Genomic DNA, 20,668 nt, shown 5'->3' on the forward strand with positions numbered 1-20,668 from the left:
CCTTTCGTGCCTCCGCGGTGGTACTCCGGCTCGAACCGCTCGCAAGGACCGCGTGGCGGTGAAGGATGTGGGGCTGCGAGGTCGGGATGGGCGTTGCAAGTGTCCCTTTCGGACTCGACGAACTGGCAGATCGGTCCAAGACGGTGCTCGCCGGGACAGCTGCGAGGCTGGTGGACTAACGTTCATCTGACGCTTCGAGAGTTTCCCGAGCCAGAGCATCAACGACGAGACGGGTGGACAGTAATCGCCCATACCGCTTCGGAAGCATGGTCGCGGTCAATGCCCAACAAGTCGCATTGCTGGGCTTGAAGCCGATTCATGGGGAAGAGCTCCGACATCGCTGTCCGAAACCCGCTTACTGACATGGATGTTCCTTGACTGACATTGCCGCAGCGTCGGATGCTGAGGCTTGCCCTGGTGCCTCGGCTGGGAGGGAACATCTCGTGCGGAGCGATGTCACGCGGGCTCACTACGACCGCCTGGCGGGCAGGTACGACGAGAACTGGGCCTACAGTCCAGAGTTCATCCGGTGGATGACCGGCGCTATCCTCGACCGGCTGGATCCCGGCCCGGAAGACGTGGTGATGGATCTCGGATGCGGGACCGGCCTCTACGCTCGCGGCCTGAGCGGGCGAGCGAGCGTGGTGGTCTGCGCCGACCCGTCCCCTGCGATGTTGGCCCAACTTCCCGCAGATGAGCGTCTGATTCCGCTGCACGCCGACGCAGAAGACCTCGCCGATGGCCGGATCACGTCACCGCACGCCGGTTATGACGCCATCCTCCTCAAGGAAGTGCTCCACCACGTCGCCGATCCGCCAGATGTCATCGCCGGCCTGGTGCGACTGCTGAGGCCGGGCGGGCGGATCCTCGTCGTCATGCTGCCCACGACCATCGACTACCCGCTGTTCGAAGCAGCACTGAGACTTTTCCGGGAACGGCAGCCCGATCCGGATGGCATCGCCGCCGCGATGGACCACAGCGGTCTGCGCACCGAGTTGACATACGAAGAATTCCCGCTCGCATTCACTGTCGAGCACTACTCGCGGATGGTCCGCGACCGGTACATGTCGCTGCTGTCCAGCTTCGACGACACAGAGATCGAGGCCGGGATCTCCGAGATCCGCCGCAACTATCCCGGCCCCGAACTCCGCTTCCCGGACCGGTTCGCCCTCGTACTCGGGACGAAGGAGACCGCGTGAGCATTGAGTTCGACAGTCGTCTGTTCCAGCTGAAAAACGAACTGGACGACCACTCTCGGGTCGCCCATCATCTCGGCCTGGACTTTGAGCGTCCGATCAAGTCGCTCGGCGACGGCTACCCCGAGAACGCGATCGCCCTGGTCGGGAAGATAACCGAGCGGATTCTCAAACAGCTCTGGCGGCATCACAATGTTCCCGGGGATCCAGGTGGAAAAGCGCTGAACGACCTGATCAAAGGTGCGCAGCCATACATCCGCAGCGGCAACGTCCTCGACTCGCTCCGCGACATCCAACGGTTGCGGAACAGGTCGACTCATGACGGATACGAGGTCGCCGAGGAGGACGGGCTAACTGCGGTTCGCCGATTGCTGGATGTGCTGGCGTGGTTCAGCAGCACCGGTAGCGGCATCCTGAGCGGGAACGTGCCCAAGCTGGCCCCCGAGGTGGCCGCCAAGGCGGAGTTCCTCGCAGGGTTGTACCTCACTCTCGGCTTCCAGCCGGTCAAGCGGTTCGAACTGTCCCGAAATACGGTCTACCAGTTGTTCTTCCGCGAGCGGGGCCTGCGCAACGAGTATGTCGAGCTGCTTCTGAGCAAGAACGTCGACGACGTGCTCCAGGTCCTTGAGGCCACCGACGGCGAGCTACTACAGACGCGGCTGCCGAAGCTCACCCGCTTCCTGATTCTGGAGGAGAGCGGCATCAGCCAGGTGCCGAGCCCGCTGGGCGGCCACTACAGGGTGCTCACCTATGACCGGTTCATGGACGCGTTCGTCGACCTGGACCGGCATCTGGCCGACATCGCCGATGCCTATCCGAAGTTGCTGGACTCGGGCAGGCTGACGGTCTCAGGTGATCTGCTCACTACCGACGAGCGTACGGGTGAGCAGCAGATCTCCCTGGTCGGCGCGGCAGACCAACTGTTGGACGAGGTGGCGGCTTCTGGCGGGAACCTGCTCATCGTCGGCCGATCAGGCAGCGGCAAGACGACGCTGCTCAAGCAGTTGGTCGCCCGCCCGGCGACGGCGAGCCAGCGGCGATATCGCTTCTACTTCGATATGAGCCTCAAACGGCCGGACGAGGAGTTTCGCGAGTTCGTCGCGCGCATCCTCACCCCGTACATGGCCGTGGAGAGTGCGTTCGTCTTCGAAGTGTTCCACTACTTCGCCCGTTCCGGTTCGGTGCTCTGTGCGTTGGACGGCATCGACGAGGCGGTGCCGTCAATGACCCAGGCCGGGTTCCTGGAGCTGTTCACCGAGATGGCACAGGTCCTCTCGGCGGAGTCGGCGGTCATCACCACGTCTCGGGTCTCCTTCCTGGAGGACTCGCCGCTGGTACGGCGGCTGCTGGACGGCACCGCTCTGATCTCGGAGAAGCTGGTCCAGCAGTTGCACGCTCAGGGGGTGAATCCCATGCTCGTGCCGCGTTTTTCCGCTCTGCGCCTGCATGACGTCACCGCCTCGGCCTCGCCGCTGGAGATCCGGTTGGCCAACGATCTCGATTTCGATCAAGACCGTGAGCTTCCTCACCTGGCCGATCTCATTCTGCGACATGTCGCCGAGGTCGCCCATACGGCAGGACTGACGTCCGCTCTCGCGTCGATCACGGGGTACTTCGGATCGGCGTTCCTGAGTGGTCGCACGGTCTTCACCTTTGTGGATCTTGTCAACTATCTGGGTATCGAACTGTTCGAGGGTGGGCAGCTCACCTATGAGGCGTTCCGGCTGCGGACTCTGTTCCGGCAAGCGGGTCCGTCCGCGATCGCTTTTCTCCACAGTGCTTACCAGGAGTTGCTGGCAGCAGAGTTCCTCCACGACCCGGTCAACCGGGTAGCGGCCCTCGAAACGAACCCACGTTTGACCGAGCAGGTCCGGGAGTTTCTGCACCGTAGGTTCCGTCAGGAGAACTCCACCGATGACTGTGTCCTGCCCGCCGGTGTCTACCTGGTAGGGCCGAGCCACCATCTGATGCTCCGGCGCGTGGAAAGGCCCGTTCGCTTCGATCGTTTTCCCGTCACGGTCGGCCGCTACAACCGGTTCCTGGAAGCGGTCCGTCGGTACGGAGCCCGGCAGTGGGACCACCCGGACAAGCCAGAAGAGTTCTCCCACGAGCCATGGCAGGAACGGCTCGCAGTTCGGGAATATTTTACTGATCCGGCGTACGAGAACCATCCGGCGGTTTGCGTCAACTACTGGAGCGCCTACGCCTTCGCCCGCTTCGAAGGTAAACGCCTACCCACCTCTCTGGAGTGGGAGGCCGCCGCCCGAGGGACCGACGGTCGGCTGTTTCCCTGGGGCGACGAGATTGATCTGGACCTCGTCAGCAGCGCCGACTCCTGGAGCGGCCGCGCATTGATCACCTACGAGGCATGGCGGAAGGAGTTCGACCAAGGCAGGCTGAGCCAGGCCATGCCCGGTCCGGTCGACGCGCATCCTGACAACCTCTCCCCTTTCGGTATCCGGGAGATGGCCGGAAACGTTTGGGAGATCACCGGCACAGTGCTGGACGACCTGAACGAGGTGGTCATCTGCGGTGGGTCGTATGACAATCCCTACCGGGCGCTGCAGACCTCGTCAAAGGGGCTGGCACGGAGGCGGGGATGCAGCAACGCGCTCGGTTTCCGATGCGTCGAGGAGCTGTGATGAGCAGCGGAGGGGCTTTCGAAACCGGTCGGCAGCGGTTCGGCTACATTGTCGACCGCATGCCGCACGGCAGCGGGCGGGGTGGGCGTCAGGGCACCTACGTCGTCCGTGACGCCGACACGGGCACACACCACTCCTTCATGTACGCCGACATCGTGACCGAGGGGTTCCGGACCATTCGGACCGGCGAACGGGTGCGCTTTCTGGTGGATCCAGAGGAGCCCGAACGTGCCTGCTATGTCATCCGCCTGGATCTTCCGAGCGTTGAGGATTATTACCGGTGACCCGGCTGGTACGACAGACGGTCATCGTCGTCTACGAGGCTCGCTTTCCAGCCGCGCCTGTGTGGGAACCGGGACCGCTGGTCCTTCAACACGGCCAGGTCCGCTCCACCGCCGAGGCCCGTAGCGAGTACTACAGCGCCAAGGCGGCCCGCATGTTGTACGGCGACTCGGCGCATCCAAGGCGCTGGCACGACGTCTCTCCCCGCGCCATTGGTGATGTCGAGGTCACCGGGGTTGAAGCGCTTCGCCTGACTGACGAACCGGACGCCTGCGGGCTGGTGGCGATCCATCTACGGCTCAGGCGGGGAAACCCTGTCGCGTTGCTGCGTGCGCTGGCCGGACGTAGAGGTACCCAGCCGGTTGATTTCGACCCTCAGGAACTCGTCGGCGGTCAAGCCAAGGTCGAGCCGGGGGGCCGGCCCTTCACCGTCTCCTTCGTCACCTCGGCAGGGCAGAACCTGCCACGCCTGTACCGGGAGCCCCGTTACTGGCGCTGGGCACCCGCCTACCAGTGGTTGTGGGCTCTCGCCTCCCGGACCAACCTGGCTGACTATCCCCCCGATCCGAAGAGTCTCGAACCCGCAGACAGTGAGATCATCCGTCTCTCCAGCGATTGGCACGCCGTCGTCCTGCGAGACGGGATGAGTGTCGTCGGCGTTCGGGCGGACCAAGGGCAGGATGACCCGTTCTTCGGCTACGCGGAGCTGTACCTGCGATCGATTTACCTGGACGCTGTCCTGCTTGGCATGCTCCAAAAGCAGGCGCTCACCTCTCTGGAAGAGCGCATGGCTTCCGAACTCGACTCTTCGCTGTCGGTGACGATGGCGGAGCTCGAACGGGAGGTCAGCGCTTTCCGGCACCGGCTGTGGGCCCAGCATCTGACCCCACACGGAACCCCGAACCGCTTGCTGACCGCCTACCAGCGCCAGCACGTACTCCGTGAGCGCTTCGAGCAGATCCTCACCGACATCAGCGACTTCAACCGGCTCACCCGCGACGACGAGAGCCGGCACGTCAACAGCGCCGTAGTCGTGTTCACCCTCGTCACTGTCCCCACCGGTATCGCTCTCGCGCTTCTGCAGGTCCTAGAGCCGAACGGGCCGTGGCTCTTCGCCATCGTGGGCGGAGTCTGCGCGGTGCTTGTCGCGCTTCTCCTTCGCACCCGTTCGGCCAAAGTGGCATTCAGAGCTCTGCGCCGCCGATTCACCCCCTGACATGGCGTATGAGTGATGCCGCTTGGCGGCTGGACTGCCCGTCTACGCCGACCTCGCGCCGAAGAGTGCAAGGGGGAGGTGGCGGTACTCCAGCTCGAACCACGTGACGGTGGCGCCGCCGTACGAGCCGGAGCCCCAGCGGGTGGCGTAGGCGTCCACGATGAAGAGTCCTCTGCCGCCCTCCTCGTCGTCCTCCGGGGCGCGGAGCTCCGGCAGCGTGGTCCCGCCGTCGTCGCGTACGGCGACGCGGAGTGTCGGCCCGTTACGGGCGAGCGGGTCAGACGGGCTGTCGATCATGGTGATCTGGACGAACCCACCCTCGCCCGATCTGCTGTGCCGGATCGAGTTGGTGACCAGTTCACTGGTGAGAAGAGCGGCTATCTCCGTCAGGGGGACCGAATGCCCCGCGCTCATCAGGTAGCCGGTGTGGTCGTCGCCCATCGCACGGGTCAGCCATGTGCGCGTTTCGGCCACAGATGGACCGACTGCTGCGATTTTGAGGATGTTCACGACTCTTGCCACGGGGACGCGTCTCCTGTCTTTGCCTATGTGGAGATTCCTAGCTTGCCCATGGCTGATTCGCTATAGCGTCAGCACCTGCGGAAACATCTAGCCAAATGCGGACTTGACAAATGTCTGGACTGTCTGTGTCCCGTCGTCGTATGGTTGCGGATATTCGCTGAGTGGATGGAGGCGACGTGTGACTGTCTCTGCGCGTGAACAATTCGCCCGTGATTTGATGAGATATCGGCGCGATTCTGGACTTTCGCAGGATGCTTTGGGGCAGCGTATGAAGTGTCACGCGACCCTGGTCGGCAAGGTCGAGAAGGGGAAGAGAACGCCTACGCCGGACTTCGCCATGGCGGCGGATGCCGCGTTCGAGCTCGATGGGCACTTCGTCGAGTTGGCCACTCGCGTCGCGCGGGAGGCGGCGGGGCCTCGATGGTGGTATCGATGGACCGATGAGGTGGAGCCGCAGGCGGTCATCCTGCAGTCCTGGGATCCGATGCTGGTCCCCGGCTTGCTGCAGACACCGGCATACGCCCGCGCGGTCCTTGGATCATCTCCCCTCATCGTTTCCGACCAACTCGAAGGGGCGGTCGCGGCCAGGACCGCCCGCCGAGCGATCCTGGACAGAACTCCGCCGCCCCGGGTGTGCGTACTGATGGACGAAGGAGTGCTGCATCGGCCTGTCGGAGGTCGCAACGTGCTCCTTGAGCAACTCCACTATCTGCTGGAGGCGGCCCGGTGTCCGTGTCTCACTGTCCAGGTGGTGCCTATCGCCGCCGCCTGCGCCGCCGGAATGATGGCGGCGTTCGCGCTGGCCCGGCTTCCGACGGGTGCCGAGGTCGCGACAGTGGACTCCCTCCGCGAGGGGCACACCACCGCCGACGTGGACGCGGTGGCGGAAATACGGCTGTGGTACGAGACCATCAGAGCGGATGCCTGTTCGCGGTTCGAGTCGTTACAGATCATCGAGAAAGCGGTGGCGCGATGGACAGGGTGAACCTCGATCTAGCCGTTTGGCGCAAGGCTTCCAGGAGTGGGGCCAACGGTGGGCAGTGTGTGGAGGTCGCGACGAATCTTCCCGGTGTGGTGGTGGTGCGGGACAGTAAGGATCCGGAGGGGCCGAAGCTCGTTTTCACGCCGGGCGAGTGGCGGGCGTTCCTGGACGGGGCGGGCAAAGGCGAGTTCGACCTCTAACCAGCCCAAGCCCCGGAACAAGATCCATTATCAGGGGGCCTCGCCTCGGCGCGCGGGAGAGACCGAGTCGAGCTTGGCTCGGTAGCCCGGCAAGTCCGGCCGTACTGGAGAGAAGGTTTCTGCACCCGCCTAACGGGACCCCGAGTGGGTGCAGGAGCACGGGTACGTCGGCTCGCTGTAGGCCCACTCCGCGGCGATCGAGCGCAGGCTGAACAGCAGCAGCAGCTGCCAGTACTGGACCGGGCTCTCGAACGACGGCGGGTCGATCGCGCTGACCTCGGGGATCAGCGCCCGCAGCAGCTCGCCGACCTCCGACTCGTCCTCGGGGCGCAGGTCGGCCAGGAGCAGCGAGACCCGGCACAGCGTCTCGACGAACTGCTCGAGCGTGCTGTTGATCAGACCGCCGTTGCGCTGCGCGTCGCCCGGCTTGCACCAATAGACGCGGCCGTCCTCACCCGACAGGCAGGTGAGGCCACCCATGCCGCTGGCGATCACCAGGTCGTCCCCGAAGTCCGCCCGGTCCTCGGCGGCACCCGAGAAGACCGAGGCCACCGTACGCGGCTCGTCGGTCGCGATGTCCCCGAAGACCAGCAGATCCGTGAACATCAAGGGCATGCCGACCTCGGTCAGGACGCGCCGGTCCGCCTCGCCGGAGACATGCCGCCCGGCCACCTCGGGCGGCATCCGGTTGACCCAGTCGTCGCCGAACGCCTCGACCATTTCCTCGTGCGAGACCATCGCGGGCTCCTCGGCCGGGTGTCGTCCGGCTTACCGTAGCAGGCCCCACCGACGACACCGGCCGGGTCCGGCGGCCCCGCACGAGGGTGGGGCTTCGTGGTGGTGGGTCAGGAGGAGAGGACTCGCTGGTGCAGGTCCGTGACGGTCTTGCGGGCGGACTCCAGGGCGCCCGACTGCCAGGCGATCATGTAGCTGAGCCAGTCGCCGGCGAAGTGGACGTGGCCGGCGGGGCGGTTGAGGAGTTGGTAGGCGCCGGTGCGGGACGGCCAGCCGACCCAGGCGCCCTCGATGTGCGGCTGGAGCTTCCACGCGATCGACACGGAGGCGGCCAGTTCGTCGCGGTACTTGGGGCCGTGGATCTTCATGCCCTGTTCGACCGCGCGCCGCTCCCGGTCCCGGTGGGACAGGGCGGCGTACGCGTCGGCCTGGGCGCCGAAGTTGTAGTAGCCGACGACGAGGCCGCGCCGCCCGCCGTACCCGTAGGACGGGTACCACATGCTGGCCAGGTCGAGGTCGGTGTTGGTGATGCCGCCGTAGATGTTCTCGTCGGTCTCCCACCAGCGGCGGCGGTACTCCAGGCCGATCTTGCCGGCCGAGTTGACGGTGGGAGTGGCGAGGGCGGCCTGCACGTCGGGGCCTAGGTTGTGCGGGGTCCTGGCGAGGATGTGCGGCGGCATCGTGGCGACGCAGAAGTCCGCCCTGATCCGCTGCCCCCTGCCGTTCTTGTCCTGGTACTCGACCTCCACGCCGTCGCGCAGGTCGGTGATCCTCGTGACCTTGGAGCGTAACCGGATCCGGTGCCCGCCGATAGCGTCGGCGAACGCCCTGGGGATCGCGTCCATGCCGCCCACCGGCTGGAACATCAGCATCGCCTGGTCGTAACCGAACTCGAAGGAGAACCGCTGTCCGACTCCGCTGGCGAACACCTCCGACAGCGTGGGCACGTCCTCCAGTTCGACACCCGGCTGCTCGCCCGCGCCGGGATCGACGTGGTAACCGCGCCGTTCGCCGCCGGTGTAGGCGAACCCCTGGGCCCTGTTCCCGATGGACCCGAAGCCGCGCAGGAAGGCGATCAGCCGTTCCTTGTCCTGGGCGGTGAGCCTGGCGTCGAGGGCGCCCGCGTCGGTGGCGGTGGACAGCAGTTCGGCCACGTAGCCGTAGACGTCGGCCTTGGCCGTGCGCCACCGGACGGGGGCGGTCATCCCGGCGGCCTCGTGGAAGATGTACGCCTGCGCGTTGGCGTTGGTGAAGACCTCCAGGGCGACGCCCAGTTCGCGGGCGTAGTCCATGGTGACCATCCACTGGGCGAGCCTGGCCGGTCCCGCGTTGAGGTAGACGCCGTCGGAGAAGCGGGCGACCTGTGTCGATCCGTCCAGCTCGGTGAGCCGGTCGCCGCCCCTGATGGTCCAGTTCCGGCCGCCGACCCGGTCCAGCGCCTCCAGCACGGTGCAGTCGTAGCCCGCCTTGCCGAGTTCGTAGGCGGTGGCCAGGCCCGCGACGCCCGCGCCGAGCACGACCACCTTCTTCGCGCCCCGGCCGGTGAGGGTGAAGTCGGAGGGCTGGGGCGGCACGAAGGCCGTACGGGCCGCCGCTTCGGCGGTGGGCGCGAGGCCGAGCGCGCCCATGGTCGCGAACAGCGCACCGGCGCCGCCCGTCGCTCCCACTGCTGTCAGGAAACCACGCCTGCTGTAGCTCATGGTGCCTCCAAGATCTCTGGAGGTGAGTGTGAGCGGGCCGTGTTGCGCCGGATCGATGCCTAAGTTCCGTCCATGTTTCACCCTTTGTCGTAACATGAGCGAAATTTCGTTAATGGGGGGTTTCTGGCTACTAGTGCGATGTGGTGGGTTCCACGACGACCTGCCAGCGTGCGGCAGCGGCGGCGGCGCGCTCGGACGCCTCGCCGGACGTGCGGCCTTCGCAGAACACGAAGCCGGCGAAGTTCGCCGTGCCGACGGATCCCAGAGAGGTGTCACCGGTCTTCAGGATCTGGACGACGTCCACGACTCCCGGCATGGATCGCACTTCCTCGACGCCGGTCACGTCGATCACGCGCCCCGCGTCCGCCGGGACACCTCGCAGAGCGACAACCGATCCCGAGCTCTTCCAGTCGATCCGCGGTTCCACACCACGGGCGAGACTCGCCTGGATGGCCGGCACGTCGACGCCGTGCTGGAGCTTCAGCATGTGCGGGATCATGGCTCCGCCCGGACGGCAGCCGAGCTCTCCGACCAGCAGACGGCCGCTCCGGTCCTCCAGGAGCTCGCAGTGCACGAACCCGGTCTCCAGGGCCAGCGCCGAGGCCGCCCGACCGGCGAGGGCGGCGATCGCGTCCCGCGTCCGGCCTTCTTCCAGGAGAGCCGACCCGTACGTGCCGCCGGCGCCCTTGAGCACCGGAACGGCGCACCGGCCCGGCAGCGCGTAGAGCACTTCCCCGTTGAAGACGAGCAGCTCGCAGTGGTACTCGTGGGCGACGTCGATGCCCTCCTCGACCATGAATCCGTATTCGTCCTCCAGCCCCACGGTGACTTTCGTCGACCGCACGGCTCCGGGCAGCCGGGTCTCGGGCTCGAAGGCGCCCGCCGCCAGGAGTTCGTCGAACTGCGCCTCGCCCTCGACGAAGTACGTGTTGAGCGCGCCGAACCCCATCCGGGGCTTTATCACGATGGGCCAGCCGACCTCGGCCGCGGCCTTCCGGACGTTGTCGATCCCATGCACGACCCGGTGGCCGGCCACCGGAATCCCGGCCTGCCGGAGCCGGTCCTTCATGATGGCCTTGTCGGTGAATGCGACCGCGTCGTGCAGGTTCTGACCGGGCACCCCCAGTTGACCCCGGAGAAACGCGGCCGCGCGCACCGCCGTCTCATCCATGGTGACGATGTTCGTGACGCCCATGGGTTCGAGCTGCGCGGCTGCCGACAGCAGGGCGTTGTAATCCTCCCAGTCGGCGACGACCTTTCGCGGAAACTCGTCACCGGCGGGCCGGTAGTCGGCCACGGCATTGGCGGGAATCAGCGTGATATGTGGCACCCGCTGCTCGGCGAGCACATCTTCGAGCATCGAGCGGAGTCCGGACAGGACGACGATCATTATAATTCCTTCGGTTTCAGGCCAGCTCGGCGTTTCGTTTCCGCAGTATCGGCGCCAGTTTGCCGAGGATCGCCGCCGCCGCGAGTCCGACCGCCGCACAGGATCCCCAGAGGCCGTACTTGCCGCCCAGGTCCAGAGCGAACGAGCCCATGATCGGCGCGAGCAGTCCGCCGCCGCTGAGCGTCAGTCCCCACACGCCGTAATAGCGACCGCGTGCGTACTCCGGGGCGATCCCCGCGATGATGGCACTCGCGCCCACCATGAACGCGATCTCCCCGGGAACCCATACGGCCGTGATGAACACATAGTCCATGGCGGAGCCCGCGAACGCGTTCAGGCCCATGCCGGCGCTCAGGACGACCACGCCGCAGACGCAGACCGTCAATGGCCGCCGCCGTTCCAGCCACTTCTGGGTGAGCGGTTGAATCGCGACCACGAGGAGTGCGTCCACGGCGCTCACCAGCCCGAACGCCGCCGGTCCGAGACCGTCCGCGTTCATGGCGACGGGCAGTGTGGACAGCGTCTGCATATAGAGGGTGAACACCAGGAGAGACGCGAAACTGAACCACATCAACGAGGGGTCCGTGAAAGCGACCCGATATCCTCGGGGCGCCTTGACGCTCTCTCCCGCACGCGCCGATTCGTCGCGCACGAACCACATCGTGATCGCGAGAACGGGGCACAACGCCGCGTTGACGAGGAAGAGAAGCGTGAAGTCGTGGGAGGCGAGGAGACCGCCCACCGTGCCGGCCACCGCCGCGGTGACGTTGACGACGAAGAAGTAGTACGACATGCCGCGCACGCGCAGTGCCGGCGGCGCCATATCGGTGATCAGAGCCGTGACCGCGGGTCGTGGCATGTCGAAAAGCACGCCGCTCAGAAGCGCGCACACGGCGATGATTTCGACTCGTGTGGAAAACCCGAGACCGATGTAAACCAGAGCGGTGCCGATGGACGACACTATGATGGTACGCCTGCGGCCCAGGCGGTCGGCCGACCAGCCGCCGACGAGTTGGCCGACGACCCAGCCCCCGCCGAAAAGCGCGGTCAGCACGCCTGCGACGGCCACCGAATATCGCAGTTCGTGCACCAGATAGTACGACAGGAACGGCACGACGAAGTTCCCCGTCTTGGATATCGTCGTACCGGCCATGAGCACCCAGAACTGCCAGGGAAATCCTTGGACCCGATGCCTGGCCAGGTAGGCCGTGTTGATAGTCAGAGTAGACAAGAAAATTCCAAAGGTGTATGTTCCGCACCCGTTGGCGCGCGCCGCCCGAGGCTTTATGAGCCCTGTTCCCACATGCGTCGCCCCTGTCCGGGGCAACGGGATCACTGTGGCAGGCCCGTCCTATGCGGGGACGGCGACGCGGTGAACGGTGACCCCGCACCCGCGTAACAATGATCGATCCCTCGCCCTGCCCGGCCGGCGCGCCGAAGGACGGGCCGGCGCGCCGAGGACCGGCCGGCGCGGCGAAGGACCGGCCGGCCCGCGAGGGACCGGCCGGCCGTACTCCGGGTCAGAGCGCGTCGTCGTCCTCGACCACGAGGCGGGTGAAGCCGCTCCCGATCACCGCGTTCGACGGCACCGACGCGACCACCTGGTAGGACTGCGCGGCGGCGGCCGGGGTGCTGTTACCGGTGACCGGTACCTCGAAGGTGGCAGAGGTCGCCCGCGCCGGGATCACGACCCGCTGGGCGAGCGCCGGGATCACCGGTGAGGCGCCGGAGGTGATCGACTGGACGTGCACCGTCACCGGCTTCTTCGCCCGCTCCGACAGCGTCAGCCGCATCGTCGCGGTGCCGGCGCCGTCGCCCTCGGGGACGGTGACCCCCTGGACGGAGACCTGCGGCAGCTCGTCCAGCTCCGTCCTGCCCACCTCGATCTCGGAGAACGCCAGGTCGCCCAGGTAGACGCCGCCGGTCGGGGTGGCGCCGGTGAGCCGGATCTCGCGCAGGTCGTCCACGTCGACCCGGCGCAGCGACGACAGCGGGATGCGCACCGTGCGCAGCCACGTCTTCGGCAGCGGCGAAGCCGTACCGGGGAACGGCGTGAGCGCGTCGCTCACCTCCGACACCCTGACCGTCTGCGACCTGCCGCGGTCGTCCACCACGGTGACCGCCAGGTCGGCCGGGCCGGTCGCGTTCTCGTCCGGCGCGGCGCGGAAGGTCAGCGCGTCGTAGTCGTCGAGGCCGCGCGCGTGCCTGGGCAGTGCGACGGTGACCCGCCCGGTGGTGTCGCTCCAGCCGAACCGCAGCACCGGCGTGGCCGTGACGTTCCCCGCGTACGTCGCGGGCGTCCAGGACGGCGCCTGGGAGGTGGTCAGCTTCGCCGCGCAGGCCGGCAGCCCGCTCTGCGGCGAGCGGTCCAGCATGCTCGCGCACACCGCGGCGGTCGCCGCCCCGGACACCCGTACGGCGGGCGAGGGCGCGGTGAAGGTGGCCACGTCGAGCCGGTCGTCCGCCGGCGCCTGCGCGACCGTGTGCACCACGGCGCGCCCGGCGGACGGCGCGGTGCCGCCGCTGCCGTCGAAGAGCGGCAGCAGCGCCTTCTCGCCGCCCTGGACGAGCCGGAAGAACCCGGCGATGTACGCCGTGCCGACCGCGTACTGCTCGGCCGGGGTCAGCCGGTCCGGCGCGGCGGCGCCGCACACCGGGTCGTTCCGGTTGCCCCAGTCGTCGGAGGCGGGCGCGACGGCCACGCCGGGGGTCCACTCGGTGTTGAAGAAGTTGTGGTTCGTCCCCATGACCATCAGCGAGGAGCGGAAGGCCGGGTCGTCCTCGACCGCGTAGAGGGAGTCGTCGTAGAAGTGCTGGCCCTGCTGGTTGGAGACGTCACCGTCGCAGTAGGGCAGCAGGACGGCCATCGGGACGCCGGGCAGGCTCGCCCGCGCGAAGTCGGTGGGCGCGAGCGGGAGGACCGCCCTGATGCCGTAGGGCCTGGGCCGCCCGGCGTTCATCAGGGCGGCCTTGACGACGCCCTCGCCGCCGCGCGAGTGGCCCATCAGCCCGACGTCGTCCAGGTCGATCCGGTTGCGGAAGAGCCTGACCAGCTTGGGGTCGCCGTGGCCCTGCTCGGCGGCGGCGAGCAGGTCGAGGTGCCGCATGACGACCTCGCCGCGGGCCAGCGCGCCCCGGTCCTCGCTGAACGGGTTGTCCGCCGCGTTCACGCCGTTGGCGCTGACCGACACGACGACGTAGCCGTTGCTCGCCAGCACGTCGGCCGGGCCGTCGTAGCCGGTGTGGCTGGCGATCGGCTGCTGCTCCGCAGGGCAGGGCCAGGTCGAGTTGGACGTCTGCCGGGTGACCGGGTTGTAGCAGGCGGAGTGCCGGCCGTGCAGGAAGACGACCAGCGGGCGCTCGCCCCTGGCCTCCCTGGGCAGGTAGACCTTGGCCCGGATCTCGGCGGGCCGCCCGCCCAGCCCTTCCAGCGTGATGGCGGTGTCGCCGAGGTCGTACTCGTCGTGCACCACCGTGTAGCGCCCCGGGGCGGCCGGGTCGGCGGGCAGGTCGTGGCCCGGCTTCTTCCTGGCCTGCGGGGGAGCGAGGCCCGGCGCGGCCCGCCCGGCGTCCGCGGACTCGGCGGGGACCTCGCCGTTCCAGGCGACGGCGACGGACGTGGGCGCCGCCGCGGCGGGGTCCGTCGTGGTGATCGTCAGGGTGGTGCCGTCCGCGGACTCCTCCGCCGGGCCGAGCGACCTGCCGTCCACGGCGATCTCGGGCACGGCGTCGCGGACCGGGAGCGGCTCGTCGAGGCGGAGGGTGACCCGGTGGCCGCCCTCCAGGCTCTCGACGGTCCAGGCGCCGTCCGCACCGGTCCCCGCGGGCGGCGGGTCGGCGTGGGCGGGGGCGGCGAGGAGCGTTGTGCAGAGTAATGCGGCCGTCACGATGCCGGTGAGCGTCCGCGTCCGACCCGGTGCGGGCAGGCGCATGTCGTTCCCTTCGAGCAATACCCCATGTGTCACGTTTCCGCTGAGTTACGTGGGGTTTGTGCGATTACGACGGGAATGAGATCGCGGTCGGACGCTCGTACGCGTTACGGACTCGTGGCGAGCAGGTAAATGACCAACAGCCACTCCACGGATGCGCTGCGTGATTTTGCTGGGGCGCAGGTTTCGGCGCGGTGGGGCGGGTAGGCGCCCGCTACGGGCGAAACCGGTAAAAACCGGGCTAATGCCATGGTCAGCGAAGGTGTAGCGATGGTGGGACGACTACCGCGGCGCCTGCTCGCCGAAGTGATCGGGACGGCGCTTCTCATCGTCTTCGGGGCGGGCTCGGTCGTGGCCGCCCTGGTGATGGGGAACGGCCGGCTGGACTACGCCGCGCTCGGCTTCATCTCACTCGCCTTCGGGCTGATTGTGACGCTCGTCGTCTACACGTTCGGCAACACCTCCGGCGCGCACATCAACCCCGCCGTCACCATCGCCCTCGCGGTGGGGCGGCGGTTCCCGTGGCGGGACGTGCCGGCCTACGTCGCCGCCCAGCTGTTCGGCTCGTTCGCCGGCGGGGTGCTCGTCGTCGCGATCTTCGGCCCGATGCGCGCGGTGGGCGTCGGCAAGGTCGGGCTCACGTCGCTCGGCCCCGGGATCGGCTACGGGCAGGGCATCCTCGCCGAGGCGCTGGCGACCTTCCTGCTGCTGCTCACGATCATGGCGCTGGCGGTGGACCGGCGGGCGCCGCCCGGATGGGCGGGATTCGTCATCGGCCTGGCGGTGGCCTGCGAGATCTTCGTACTCGGACCGCTCACTGGCGGCTCCGTCAACCCCGCCAGGACCTTCGGCCCGTACCTGACCACGAGCGTGTTCGGCGGCGACGCCCCCTGGTCGCTCTACGGCGTCTACGTCGCCGGGCCGGTCGCCGGCGCGGTCCTCGCCGTGCTCGTCTACGACCAGGTGGTACGGCCGGCCCGCGAGGGACCGGAGACCGCGCAGGGCACGGCCGGCGAGATCACCGGGACCGGCGAGCCGGGCGAACCCCGGGGCTCCGCCGAGGTCCCGGAAGCGCGCGAGGCGCCGGACCACGCGGAGCGGCGGCCCGGCAGGACGCGGGGGCGAGGGAGGTGATCACCGCCATCTCATCGCCGTGACAGCACATTTCCCACACCCCGACAGGAGGGGCAGCTCATGTCAGGCAACAAAGGCGTCGTCTACGAAGGCCCGAGCCGGGTCGATGTCGAGACCATCGAATACCCGGAGTACGAGCTCAGGGACGGCCCCGGGGTCAACCCCGCGAACGTGGGGCGCAAGCTCCCGCACGCGGCGATCCTGAAGGTCGTGGCGACCAACATCTGCGGCAGCGACCAGCACATGGTGCGCGGCCGTACGACCGCGCCGCCCGGTCTCGTCCTCGGGCACGAGATCACCGGCGAGGTGATCGACACCGGCCCCGACGTGGAGTTCGTCAAGCGGGGCGACCTCGTCTCGGTGCCGTTCAACATCGCCTGCGGCCGGTGCAGGAACTGCAAGGAGGGCAAGACCGGGATCTGTGAGCACGTCAACCCCGACCGTCCCGGCTCCGCGTACGGCTATGTGGACATGGGCGGCTGGGTGGGCGGCCAGGCGCAGTACGTGCTGACGCCCTACGCCGACTGGAACCTGCTGAGGTTCCCCGACAAGGAACAGGCGATGGAGAAGATCCTCGACCTGGCCATGCTGGCGGACATCTTCCCGACCGGCTACCACGGCTGCGTCAGCGCGGGCGTGGGACCGGGCTCGACCGTCTACATCGCGGGCGCCGGCCCGGTCGGGCTCGCCGCCGCCGCGTCGGCGCAGCTCCTGGGCGCCGCGGTGGTCATCGTCGGGGACCTGAACAAGGAACGGCTGGACCAGGCGCACAGCTTCGGCTGCGAGACCGTCAACGTGTCCCTCGGCGACCCGAAGGACCAGATCGAGCACATCCTCGGCACACCCGAGGTGGACTGCGGCGTGGACGCGGTCGGCTTCGAGGCGCGCGGCCACGGGCACGAGGCGGAGGTGGAGCGCCCGGCGACGGTGCTCAACTCGCTGATGGACCTCACCCGGGCGGGCGGCGCGCTGGGCATCCCCGGCCTGTACGTCACCGGTGACCCGGGAGCGCAGGAGGAGGCGGCCAAGCAGGGCTCGCTGTCCATCAGGTTCGGCCTCGGCTGGGCGAAGTCGCACGCGTTCTTCACCGGCCAGTGCCCGGTCATGCGGTACCACCGCAAGTTGATGGAGGCCATCCTGCGCGACAAGGTGCAGATCGCCAAGGCGGTCAACGCCACCCCGATCCCGCTGGAGCAGGCGCCGCAGGGCTACCACGAGTTCGACGAGGGAGCCGCGCGCAAGTACGTGCTCGACCCGCACGGCCTGCTCGGCAGCTCGAAGTAGCGGGGAGGCGCGCTGGGCCCACCGCGGTTCCGGCAGGTCGGCGACCGGTGTCGCGGTTGGCCCAGCGCTCCCTCGGGGCACCACAGACCGAGTCAGACGATCTTTCACGATCGGCTTCCGAGATCTGTTAGCCCGAAGTTAACATCGGATCTCTACTCACCGTCAAGGCCCAATTTCCACGATATATCAGTAAATTTCAGGGCATAGCTAGGAAGTTGCGTGATCTTAGAAGGATCTTCCGGTCAACCTTTGATCGCGCCGACCAGGCCGTTGACGAAGTATCGCTGAAGGAAGGCGAAGAGCGCGATGACCGGCAGCACGATGATCAGTGAGGCCGCCATCACCTCGTTGTACTGGGGGACCTCGCCGGAGATGAGCGACTCCAGGCCGAGTGGCAGCGTGTACAGCGACTCGTCGCTGATCGACACCCGGGTCAGCACGTACTCGTTCCACGTCGGCACCGCCGTGAGCACCGCGACGGTGATGTGCGCGGGCCTGGCCAGCGGCAGATAGACCGACCAGTAGACGCGCAGTTCGCTCGCCCCGTCCGAGCGCGCCGCCTCGCGCAACTCGCGCGGGATGGCCTGGTAGGCGTTGGTGAGCAGCAGCACGGTGAGCGGCGCGGTGCCGTTCACGAACGGCAGCACCAGACCCAGATGGGTGCCCAGGATGCCGAGTTCCTTCTCCAGCACCACCACCGGCAGCAGCACCGTGATCCCCGGCACGAACAGCAGCGAGACGAAGAACCAGAACAGCACGGTCCGCCCGGGGAACCTCAGCGTGGCGAAGGCGTAGGAGGCCAGGCTGTAGACGACCAGCACGCCGGCCACGGTCATGGCGGTGACCTGGAGGCTGTTCAGGAAGTAGTCGAAGAAGTTGAGCTGCCCCCAGGTGGTGACCAGGGTGTCCAGCGTCGGGTCGCGGGGGATGAGGGACCCGCCTTCGAGGATCTCGGCCCGGGTCTTGAACGCGCCGGACAGCATCCACAGGAAGGGATAGACGCTGATCAGCGCGTAGACGCCCAGCGCGACGTAGGCGAAGGTCCTGGCGGCACGGGACGCGGTCAACGGATCCTCCCGAGCAGGCGCACGTTCACCAGCGTGAGCAGGACCGCCCCGGCGAACAGCAGCCAGCCGAGCGCGCTGGCCGCGCCCAGCGTCTGGGCGAGCTGCTGCATGAACGACAGCCGGTAGGTCATCAGCCCGAGCACGTCCGTGTGCCCGCCGGGGCCGCCGTTCGTCATGATCAGGAAGATCTGGAAGCCGTGCAGCGAGTCCCGCACGCCCAGCAGCACGATCGCCGCCGTCATCGGCCGCAGCAGCGGCCAGGTGATCCGGCGCAGCACGTGGCGGGGCGCGGCGCCGTCGATCTGCGCGGCCTCGAACAGGTTCGGGTCGATGGCCTGCAGCCCGCTCAGGTAGAGCAGGGTGGCGACGGGCACGCTGGACCAGGTCAGGATCAGGATGAGGGTGGGCAGCGCGGTGTCCGGGTTGCCGAGGAACCCCTGCGGCTGGGACAGGCCGCCCAGGCCGACCGAGCGGAGCAGCAGGTTGACCGCGCCGTCCGGTTCGAGCACGTACCGCCAGGCGAAGTAGACCGCGATCCCGCTGGTGACATAGGGCAGGAAGTACACCGAGCGGAGCAGCGCGCGCAGCCTGGTGATGGAGTTGAGCAGCACCGCGAGCGGCAGCGAGATCGTCACGGTGAGCAGCGGGACCCAGACCATCACCAGCAGCGTGTTCCACCCCGCCCTGCGCATCTGCGACGCCAGCACCGGGTTGGCGTAGAGCAGGTCGAGGTAGTTCTGCACCCCGACCCAGATCCACGTCGGGGTGAAGCCGTTCCACTTGGCGAAGCTCAGCGCGAGGCCGGTGCCGAGCGTGTAGGCGCCCATCAGCGCGAAGAGCGCCACCGCCGGCAGCACGAACGCCCAGCCGACCAGCCATTCCGGCAGGCGGCGGCGCAGGGCGCGGTCGCCGCGCGGCGGCTCCGCCCGAAGCCGCCGCGCCGGTCCCTCCGTGGTCGCCGTGCTCACTGTGTGGACTTCCACATGGATGTCATGATCTTGTCCAGCTCCGTCCCGGCCTGCTGCGGGCTCACCTCCCCTAGAGGGGTGAGCCTGACCATGAGGTCGCCGGGCGGGATCTGGTCGTAGTCCGAGGGGAAGAAGGTGGTGTCACCGGCGTCGTACGCGCTCCCGGCCGGGCCGGTGAAGTACTTCTGCAGCGCGGCCAGGTCGGCGCCGAGCAGCGTCTCGGCCTGTGCGCCCAGGTCGGTCGCGGGCAGGTCGAGCGACTCCTTGGCGATGACGCCGGCGCCCTGCGGCGAGGTCACCCAGTCCAGCCATTTGACGGCGGCTTCCCGGTTCTTCGTGGTCGAGGTGATGCCGAGCGAGGTCAGGGCCAGCGGGGCCATCGAGATCTCGCTGTTCACGCCCTCCGCCGACGGCGGGATCGGGAAGGTGAGGACCTTGTCGGGGGTCATCCCGTTCTGCGCCAGGAAGGAGAGGGTGAAGGAGCCGCCCACGTTGTAGGCCGACTTGCCCTGCGCGAAGGCGACATCCGCCTCGTCGATGCCGAGGGTGGTCGTGCCGGGCATCCAGTACGGCGTCAGGCGGCTGTAGACATCCAAGGTCTTCACGCCGTCAGGGCTGGCGAAGCCCTGGGCCGCGCCCTTGGCGAAGAGCGCCTGGAACCGCTCCTTGCCGAGATACGAGTGTGCGAGCGGCTGGTAGATCCAGTTGTAGCCGGTCTGGCTGACCTTGAGTCCCAGCGACAGGCCGCCCTGCTTCGGGTCCTTGGCGGTGGTGGCCTTCAACGCCTCCAGGAATTCCTCCCATGTTTTGGGCGGCGTCTCCGGATCGAGGCCGGCGGCCTGAAGCTTCTCCTTGTTCGCGTAGACGATGCCGAACGCGCCCGCGGTGAACGGGACGCTGAACAGCGTGCCCGGCTTGACCTGCTTGTAGGGCGAGTCGCTCGCCGCCAGGTCGATCCGCTCCTGGCTCATCCGGCCGGCCTCGCGGGTGGTGGGCAGCAGCCGCTGCATCCACGCGGCGTCCACGTCGGCGGCCAGGTCCTGTAACAGGCCGGAGGCGCCCATCTCCAGGTCCTCGCCGCCGGCGTGCACCTCCAGCACGTCGGGCAGCCCGTTGGTCTGCGCGGCGCCCTGCACCTTGGTCACGAACACGTCGTCGGGGGTGATCGCCTCGACCTTGACGCTGATCCCGGTCTGGGCGGTGAACTGCGCCGACGCCTTGTTCAGCGCGTCCGCGTGGGTCTTCTTGAACGTCCACATCGTCAGTGCCTGAGCGCCGCCCGACTCCTGCGCCGCGCCGCCGCCGCCGCACGCCGCGACCGCGAGCCCCATGAGGAGGGCGGTGGCCACGCCGAGGGCGGCCCGTGCCCGATTTGGATGTGCTGCACCGATGGCCATCGGCGTCCTTTCGTCGGGGGGTCG

17 protein-coding genes are annotated in these 20,668 nt (G+C 67.9%); 8 read left to right on the forward strand and 9 right to left on the reverse strand.

What is annotated here, in order from left to right:
- Positions 1-533: 533 nt before the first annotated feature.
- From QSK26_RS26285 to QSK26_RS26300, 4 genes are read left to right on the forward strand one after another with little or no spacing between them, the layout of a single operon-like run.
- On the forward strand, positions 534-1,199 hold the full coding sequence (locus tag QSK26_RS26285) for a class I SAM-dependent methyltransferase (RefSeq protein ID WP_285777923.1): 666 nt from the start codon (positions 534-536) through the stop codon (positions 1,197-1,199).
- Positions 1,196-3,838: an SUMF1/EgtB/PvdO family nonheme iron enzyme gene (locus tag QSK26_RS26290; RefSeq protein ID WP_285777924.1), complete on the forward strand. Its 2,643-nt coding sequence runs from the start codon at positions 1,196-1,198 to the stop codon at positions 3,836-3,838. Before QSK26_RS26285 ends, QSK26_RS26290 begins: the two co-directional genes overlap by 4 nt.
- Positions 3,838-4,122 (forward strand): hypothetical protein, encoded by a 285-nt coding sequence (locus QSK26_RS26295; RefSeq protein WP_285777925.1) that lies wholly within the window; start codon positions 3,838-3,840, stop codon positions 4,120-4,122. Before QSK26_RS26290 ends, QSK26_RS26295 begins: the two co-directional genes overlap by 1 nt.
- Complete coding sequence (locus QSK26_RS26300) at positions 4,119-5,336, forward strand: hypothetical protein (RefSeq protein WP_285777926.1); 1,218 nt, start codon at positions 4,119-4,121, stop codon at positions 5,334-5,336. The genes QSK26_RS26295 and QSK26_RS26300 overlap by 4 nt, the downstream gene beginning before the upstream one ends.
- Positions 5,337-5,378: 42 nt before the next feature.
- Here QSK26_RS26300 and QSK26_RS26305 read toward each other — a convergent pair whose 3' ends face one another.
- Positions 5,379-5,810, reverse strand: a complete 432-nt coding sequence (locus QSK26_RS26305; protein ID WP_285777927.1) for an ATP-binding protein — start codon at positions 5,808-5,810, stop codon at positions 5,379-5,381.
- A gap of 226 nt (positions 5,811-6,036) precedes the next feature.
- Between QSK26_RS26305 and QSK26_RS26310 the strand changes: the two genes are divergently transcribed.
- Positions 6,037-6,843 carry a helix-turn-helix domain-containing protein gene (locus QSK26_RS26310; protein WP_285777928.1) on the forward strand — a complete coding sequence of 269 codons (807 nt, stop codon included), beginning with the start codon at positions 6,037-6,039 and terminating at the stop codon, positions 6,841-6,843.
- Positions 6,831-7,040 carry a DUF397 domain-containing protein gene (locus QSK26_RS26315; protein WP_285777929.1) on the forward strand — a complete coding sequence of 70 codons (210 nt, stop codon included), beginning with the start codon at positions 6,831-6,833 and terminating at the stop codon, positions 7,038-7,040. The genes QSK26_RS26310 and QSK26_RS26315 overlap by 13 nt, the downstream gene beginning before the upstream one ends.
- Before the next feature lie 129 nt (positions 7,041-7,169).
- On the opposite strand, the gene QSK26_RS26320 is transcribed toward QSK26_RS26315, so the two are convergent.
- The 5 genes from QSK26_RS26320 to QSK26_RS26340 form a co-directional block, all read right to left on the reverse strand.
- Positions 7,170-7,778: an SUKH-4 family immunity protein gene (locus tag QSK26_RS26320; RefSeq protein ID WP_285777930.1), complete on the reverse strand. Its 609-nt coding sequence runs from the start codon at positions 7,776-7,778 to the stop codon at positions 7,170-7,172.
- 107 nt (positions 7,779-7,885) lie between these two features.
- A complete protein-coding gene (locus QSK26_RS26325) occupies positions 7,886-9,475 on the reverse strand; it encodes a flavin monoamine oxidase family protein (RefSeq protein WP_285777931.1) in 1,590 nt (529 codons plus the stop codon).
- A 130-nt stretch (positions 9,476-9,605) separates the two neighbouring features.
- A complete protein-coding gene (locus QSK26_RS26330) occupies positions 9,606-10,964 on the reverse strand; it encodes an ATP-grasp domain-containing protein (RefSeq protein ID WP_285777932.1) in 1,359 nt (452 codons plus the stop codon).
- Positions 10,882-12,096: an MFS transporter gene (locus QSK26_RS26335; RefSeq protein WP_285777933.1), complete on the reverse strand. Its 1,215-nt coding sequence runs from the start codon at positions 12,094-12,096 to the stop codon at positions 10,882-10,884. Before QSK26_RS26335 ends, QSK26_RS26330 begins: the two co-directional genes overlap by 83 nt.
- Before the next feature lie 289 nt (positions 12,097-12,385).
- Positions 12,386-14,752, reverse strand: a complete 2,367-nt coding sequence (locus QSK26_RS26340) for an alpha/beta hydrolase (RefSeq protein ID WP_285777934.1) — start codon at positions 14,750-14,752, stop codon at positions 12,386-12,388.
- A gap of 312 nt (positions 14,753-15,064) precedes the next feature.
- On the opposite strand from QSK26_RS26340, the gene QSK26_RS26345 reads away from it, so the two are divergent.
- On the forward strand, positions 15,065-15,928 hold the full coding sequence (locus tag QSK26_RS26345) for an MIP/aquaporin family protein (protein WP_285777935.1): 864 nt from the start codon (positions 15,065-15,067) through the stop codon (positions 15,926-15,928).
- Positions 15,929-15,988: 60 nt separating this feature from the next.
- Positions 15,989-17,212 carry a formaldehyde dehydrogenase, glutathione-independent gene (fdhA, locus tag QSK26_RS26350; RefSeq protein ID WP_285777936.1) on the forward strand — a complete coding sequence of 408 codons (1,224 nt, stop codon included), beginning with the start codon at positions 15,989-15,991 and terminating at the stop codon, positions 17,210-17,212.
- A gap of 242 nt (positions 17,213-17,454) precedes the next feature.
- Here the strand turns inward: fdhA and QSK26_RS26355 are convergent, their stop codons facing one another.
- From QSK26_RS26355 to QSK26_RS26365, 3 genes are read right to left on the reverse strand one after another with little or no spacing between them, the layout of a single operon-like run.
- The gene (locus tag QSK26_RS26355) at positions 17,455-18,279 is read right to left on the reverse strand and encodes a carbohydrate ABC transporter permease (RefSeq protein ID WP_285777937.1); all 825 of its coding nucleotides are present in this window, start codon (positions 18,277-18,279) and stop codon (positions 17,455-17,457) included.
- On the reverse strand, positions 18,276-19,262 hold the full coding sequence (locus QSK26_RS26360) for a carbohydrate ABC transporter permease (protein WP_285777938.1): 987 nt from the start codon (positions 19,260-19,262) through the stop codon (positions 18,276-18,278). The genes QSK26_RS26355 and QSK26_RS26360 overlap by 4 nt, the downstream gene beginning before the upstream one ends.
- Positions 19,244-20,644: an extracellular solute-binding protein gene (locus QSK26_RS26365; RefSeq protein WP_285777939.1), complete on the reverse strand. Its 1,401-nt coding sequence runs from the start codon at positions 20,642-20,644 to the stop codon at positions 19,244-19,246. Before QSK26_RS26365 ends, QSK26_RS26360 begins: the two co-directional genes overlap by 19 nt.
- Between the last annotated feature and the right edge of the window lie 24 nt (positions 20,645-20,668).

It is taken from the genome of Microtetraspora sp. NBRC 13810, assembly GCF_030268685.1.
Classification (GTDB): Bacteria; Actinomycetota; Actinomycetes; order Streptosporangiales; family Streptosporangiaceae; genus BSRQ01.

What these genes read in the sequence shown, in the direction of transcription:
- QSK26_RS26285 (WP_285777923.1), top strand. Translation starts at nt 534, where the DNA reads ATGACCGGCGCTATCCTCGACCGGCTGGATCCCGGCCCGGAAGACGTG.
- QSK26_RS26295 (WP_285777925.1), top strand. Translation starts at nt 3,838, where the DNA reads ATGAGCAGCGGAGGGGCTTTCGAAACCGGTCGGCAGCGGTTCGGCTAC.
- QSK26_RS26315 (WP_285777929.1), top strand. Translation starts at nt 6,831, where the DNA reads ATGGACAGGGTGAACCTCGATCTAGCCGTTTGGCGCAAGGCTTCCAGG.
- QSK26_RS26320 (WP_285777930.1), bottom strand. Translation starts at nt 7,778, where the DNA reads ATGGTCTCGCACGAGGAAATGGTCGAGGCGTTCGGCGACGACTGGGTC.
- QSK26_RS26325 (WP_285777931.1), bottom strand. Translation starts at nt 9,475, where the DNA reads ATGAGCTACAGCAGGCGTGGTTTCCTGACAGCAGTGGGAGCGACGGGC.
- QSK26_RS26345 (WP_285777935.1), top strand. Translation starts at nt 15,065, where the DNA reads ATGGTGGGACGACTACCGCGGCGCCTGCTCGCCGAAGTGATCGGGACG.
- fdhA (WP_285777936.1), top strand. Translation starts at nt 15,989, where the DNA reads ATGTCAGGCAACAAAGGCGTCGTCTACGAAGGCCCGAGCCGGGTCGAT.
- QSK26_RS26365 (WP_285777939.1), bottom strand. Translation starts at nt 20,644, where the DNA reads ATGGCCATCGGTGCAGCACATCCAAATCGGGCACGGGCCGCCCTCGGC.